Annotated in this window: 4 protein-coding genes; 2 read left to right on the top strand and 2 right to left on the bottom strand. The window is 50.7% G+C overall.

What is annotated here, in order from left to right:
- Positions 1–1,125: acyltransferase (locus tag AAH187_RS17220; RefSeq protein WP_342349718.1), on the top strand; the 1,125-nt coding region annotated here is incomplete at its 5' end.
- Between the two features lie 236 nt (positions 1,126–1,361).
- Here AAH187_RS17220 and dapF read toward each other — a convergent pair.
- Together dapF and typA are read right to left on the bottom strand one after the other, a co-directional pair.
- Positions 1,362–2,231 carry a diaminopimelate epimerase gene (dapF, locus tag AAH187_RS17215; RefSeq protein ID WP_342349717.1) on the bottom strand — a complete coding sequence of 290 codons (870 nt, stop codon included), beginning with the start codon at positions 2,229–2,231 and terminating at the stop codon, positions 1,362–1,364.
- A gap of 442 nt (positions 2,232–2,673) precedes the next feature.
- A complete protein-coding gene (gene typA, locus AAH187_RS17210; RefSeq protein WP_342349716.1) occupies positions 2,674–4,512 on the bottom strand; it encodes a translational GTPase TypA in 1,839 nt (612 codons plus the stop codon).
- Between the two features lie 303 nt (positions 4,513–4,815).
- On the opposite strand from typA, the gene AAH187_RS17205 reads away from it, so the two are divergent.
- A partial coding sequence (locus tag AAH187_RS17205; RefSeq protein WP_342349715.1) for a hypothetical protein occupies positions 4,816–5,408 on the top strand: 593 nt, incomplete at its 3' end.

The raw sequence follows: 5,408 nt of genomic DNA, 5'->3' as shown, positions 1-5,408 counted from the left end.
AGAATAATTAACAGCTCACTGCCTTATTTGCCGCAACTTGATAGCTTGCGCGCGCTGGCTGCATTTGGCGTATTCGTACAACATTTTTTCCCTCAAGGTCACCTTTTAGTATCGACAGTCCCACTCGGCGATCTGGGTGTACGATTATTTTTTGTGCTAAGCGGATTTCTGATAACGGGGATTCTATTGAACGCACGTGGCGGGATTCGATCAGGTAGCATCACTATAGCGACAACTGCGTGGCATTTTTACATGCGTCGAGTTCTTCGCTTATTTCCGGTTTTCTATGTTTCCTTAACCGTAGGATTAATTTTTTCAGAGGAATTAAGACAATACGTTTGGTGGTTCATTCTCTATGTACAGAATATTCACTTTGCGATTCTTGGGGATTTCAGTTTTGGACCGCACTTATGGACACTGGCCGTTGAAGAACAGTTCTATTTGCTTTGGCCGCTATTCATCTTTTTTATTCCCGATAAATTGTTGTTGTCGACCATGATCCTCACGATGGTTCTGGGAGTGGGATCTCGTCTGGTGTTTATCGGTGTTGATTTAACGCACTTTCAAGCTAGCATGCTTACTCCAAGTCATCTCGATACGTTAGGGGCAGGTGGAGTCTTAGCTATCCTTTACGCTCAAAGAAGCCTCGTGTGTGGTCGATATGTTCGAAATCTCTGGATGTTCTTTCTCACAGGCCTAACTGCGCTGTTCGTGGTCCTTACGGCAAAACTTGCAGGTTTCCCATCCACTGTAGAATTTATCCTTGGAGAATTGGGGGCTGGTCTAGTCTTCATGTGGGTCATTGGCAATGCCGCAATAGGGTTTCGTGGCCTTCTTGGTTGGGTTCTAGATATGTCGTTTCTGCAGTACCTGGGGAAGATTAGCTACGGCCTGTATGTGTACCATTGGTTCGTGCCAAAGATAGCACTCACCATTGCAGAGAGAACGGGGGTGGAAGTTCCAGCATCAGAATGGGTTCAGTTCATCTTGTATTCGACGATTTCTGTTTTTATCGCAATGGTTTCCTGGCATGTGATGGAACAGCCGATCTTATCCCTAAAAAAGAAATTTAGCTACCAAAGAATGCCTGAAGTTCCCATTCCCCACGAGTTAGCGGGTGCATGAACCTAACCCGGTATCTGTCAACACCGTTCTCGTATCCATTCGGGTTTGGACTCGGTTCGTGAATAGAGCACCCGATAAATGCCTGACTCTGAGACCAATTATATGTCGGGACTCGCTAATCGCGTATGGCCTGGAGATTAGGCTGATATATTTTCGAGGGCTTGAGAGTTAATCCAAACGGGGCAGAAGGTAACTCAGAGGACTGGCCTACGAGTGGGGCATGGATAACATTTTATTCAGCGAAGGCCGTCTATGAAAGCTTGACTAATTTCCCCTCTGGCCACCTCGGTGACGGGTCCCTTCATGGTAATGTTGTATTGGGGATCGACCGTAATATCCAATGTTCCTCCAGGGGCTTTTACACGCACAGGGCTTTTCACTAATCCCAACCGTACTCCGGCACAGGCAGCCGCACAGGCAGAGGATCCCGAGGCTTGTGTTTCTCCCGCACCCCGTTCCCAAATCAAGATAGAAATGGCCCGAGGTCCGGAGGGAACGGCCAGTTGGACATTGGTTCGTTTCGGGAAAATAATATGGTTTTCCAGTTCAGGGCCGATTTCCAGAAGATCCTGGCGTGTCCATTGTTCTTCCTGTTTCTTATACACCACGCAATGCGGGTTTCCAACGCTGACCCCGGTAAACCGGAGAGACTGGCCTGCGGCCTTCACCGGCTGTTGAATCAATTCCGGCACCCGTAAGGTGCAGGGGAGAGAAATGGGTTGAAACGAGGCTCGTCCCATGTCAACGGTGGCCCCATTCACGTACCCATGACCATTGAGTTCCAAATGGATTTCAACCAAACCGCCCTTGGTCTCGACGGTAAAGTGTTTTTTCCTCGTCTGCTTGGTGTGGTACAGGTAGCAGCCGAAAATTCGTAGTCCATTACCGGACTTTTCCGCTTCACTCCCGTCAGGGTTATAAATGCGTAGACCAAAGTCGGCTTTTTTTGATGGTCCGAGCGCGAGAATGCCGTCACTTCCCACCCCCCAATGCCGATCGCAGAGAGCCCTGATGGTTCGCGGTGTTAATTTAAAAGACATTTTGGCCGGGTCGAGGGCAATATAGTCATTCCCCAAGCCATGTCCCTTGAAAAAAATGTTGTTCATGCCTGCTCCACAATGGGATGGACTGCTCTCGGGTGCTAGGCCTTACCAAGGAAGGCTTTTTCCCGGCTGGACGGTGGGCCTGAATTATACGTAAAAATGATGAAAGAGGAAAGTACTTAAGGGGAGAAAACGCCTAAGAATGCAAAATCTTATAGCGAATAAGGCAATCATGCGCCTGAAAAGAAGATGAGCCGGTCTTCCTTGATGATAGGGAGTGCAACAGAAGTTCGCGCAAGCCTTTACTGGAAGGACTCTGGAGAAAGACCTCCAGGGTAAGGTGTCTTGCATAAGGTCTGTTCAATGGTTATCCGAGCAAGTCGAACAGTCCATTTGTTCCCAAGCTTTGCGGGTTAAATCGGAGAGAAGGGCCATGGGCCTCGCCGCCACGGTTTAATGAGGGCGAGGCCAACATGTCAGATCAATAATGAGAAAAAGACGGAGCTCATTGAGCCTTCTTGGACATGTTGCGAGCCGACCGGCGTTCGTTGTCGGTGAGGTAGCGTTTTCGAAGGCGCACATTTTTGGGAGTCACTTCGACCAGTTCATCATCTTCGATGAATTCCAACGCGAATTCCAGGGTCATTTCCCGTGGCGGAATGAGGTGAATGGCTTCATCGGTTCCAGACGCTCGAATATTGGTGAGTTTTTTCTCGCGAAGGGCATTCACGACAAGGTCGTTGCCTTTGTTGTTGACCCCAACCAGCATGCCCTCGTAAATATCGACTCCAGGATGGAGGAAAATTTCTCCACGGTCTTGAAGACCCCAGAGTCCATAGGCCACGGCTTGTCCAGGACCATGAGCAATGAGCACTCCAGTCGAACGATGAGGAATCTCTCCCTTAAAGGGCTGGTATTCATAGAAAATTTGTGACATGACTCCGCTTCCTCTGGTCATCCTCAATAATTCACCGCGAAATCCTAAAAGGGCACGCGAGGCAATGTGGAATTCCATGCGGACGGTGCCGACGGCGCTGATCCGCAGATCTTTCATGTCGGCTTTCCGGCTGCCGAGCGCTTCGATGACCGCACCCTGATAACCGGGGTCGACCTCAATGACCACGAGTTCCACGGGTTCCAGAGTTTCACCGTCCATCTCTTTGTAAATGACTTTGGGGGGGGATACTTCTAATTCAAACCCTTCACGACGCATGGTTTCGATTAAAATGGACAAATGGAGTTCGCCTCGACCCGAGACGGTAAATCGCTCGCCACCGTCGGCCTCCTCCACTTTAATTCCCACATTCATCATGGCTTCGTGAGCCAGGCGCTCCCGAATGTGTCGCGACGTGAGGAAGCGCCCCCCGTCTTTTCCGGCCAAGGGGCTGGTGTTATGAGAGAAGTTCATGGAAATCGTCGGTTCATCAACGTTGACGGTCGGCAAGGCAGTCGGGTTTTGAGGAGATGCTAAGGTTTCTCCTACCCGAACATCTTGATGCCCGGCCAGGGAAATAATGTCCCCGGCTTGGGCGGAATTGGTTTCGACCCGGGTGAGACCCTGATAGGCCAGGAGCTTGGTGACCTTGCCTCGGGAAATGGTGCCATCCCGTTTGACAGCGACGATCTGATTGCCCACTTCAATCATGCCATGGACAATCCGTCCCACAGCCACACGACCGATATAGGAGTCATATTCCAACATGGTCACCAGCATTTGAAATGGTTGCTCAGGATCAGCCACTGGCGGCAAGACCCGATGGATGATGGTGTCCAATAAGGGCTTCATGTCGACGGCAGGATCATTCAGATCCAGTGTGGAGATGCCTTCTTTGCCGGAGGCGTAGACAATGGGGAAATCTAATTGTTCGTCGGTCGCGTTGAGTTCACAAAACAAATCAAAGGTCTGATTCACGATTTCTTCAGGCCTGGCGCTGGGCCGATCGATTTTGTTGATCACCACGATGGGTTTGAGATGCAGTTCCAATGATTTTTTTAGAACGAATTTGGTTTGGGGCATCGGGCCATCAAAGGCGTCCACGAGCAAGAGCACGCCGTCCACCATTCGCAGAATTCGCTCGACCTCACTACCAAAGTCGGCATGGCCGGGCGTATCAACGAGATTGATGCGGGTATCTTTAAAGAGGAGGGACGCATTTTTCGAAAAAATAGTAATCCCACGTTCTTTCTCCAATGGATTCGAATCCATAATGACGGCTTCGCCTTCTTTGAAGATATGCGCGCCGGTTTGCCTCAGCAGGGCGTCCACTAAAGTTGTTTTGCCATGATCGACGTGAGCAATAATGGCGACGTTACGAAGGTCTTTTCGGCGTTTTTGATTCGGCATGACAGTCGGTTCCTTTGTTGGGGCACAGCCAGACGCAGCACGAACGACATTGTTCTATGCTGAGGTTGCGTATCGAGGCCGGTCTGAGGAGGTTTGGGCTACGGCACCGGCCAGAACAGCCGGAGAATGGCTTGGATCCTGCGAGACGGTCGATTCTTACAAAACCGTACAGGAAGATCGGTCCTAATGCAACTGGTTTTCCTTGACCTCATTACAGAATTTCCTTTACGGTAGGGAAGCTTCAGGAGACTCCGCTTTCCCCCCCACCCAGAATTTCAGGTATCCCATTTTAGGAGGTTGTGCATGCGCCCACGTCGGGTGACAATATTGGACTTGGTCACCAAAGGTCCCACAAATTCCCTCTATGCCCGGGTGATGAATCAAAATCTGGCGAGCATTATGCCGCAGGTCGTCGGGGTGTGGTGTGAGGAATTGGGCCATCAAGTGCGGTTTGTGTGCTACACCGGCCGCGAAGATCTTCAACAGGAATTATTGGACGAGACGGATATTGTGTTCATCGGCGCGTTTACCCGATCGGCGCTGACCGCCTATGCGATTAGTCAGATGTTTCGATCTCGCGGAGCCGTGACGGTGTTAGGCGGGCCTCATGCGCGGAGCTATCCGCAGGATGCGGCCAAGTATTTTGATTATGTTGTAGGATTTACCGACAAAACCCTGATTCAGGATATTCTGGTGGATTGTGCGCAGCATCGTCCTCTTGGGGTCCAGCTCGCAGCGGCTCGCCAGCCGACGGAGTTGCCGGGAGTGAAGGAACGCTGGAAATTCGTGGAGCCGACCATTGCCAAGGCGCCCACGTCTTTTAAAGTCGTGCCGATGATCGGCAGCATGGGGTGTCCCTATACCTGCGGGTTTTGTGTGGATGCCAATGTCGACTA

The sequence above is a fragment of the uncultured Nitrospira sp. genome (assembly GCA_902500695.1).
Lineage (GTDB): Bacteria > Nitrospirota > Nitrospiria > Nitrospirales > UBA8639 > Nitrospira_E.
Note: the sequence above shows the minus strand (reverse complement) of the source record. Positions and strands in the feature narration are given on the sequence as shown.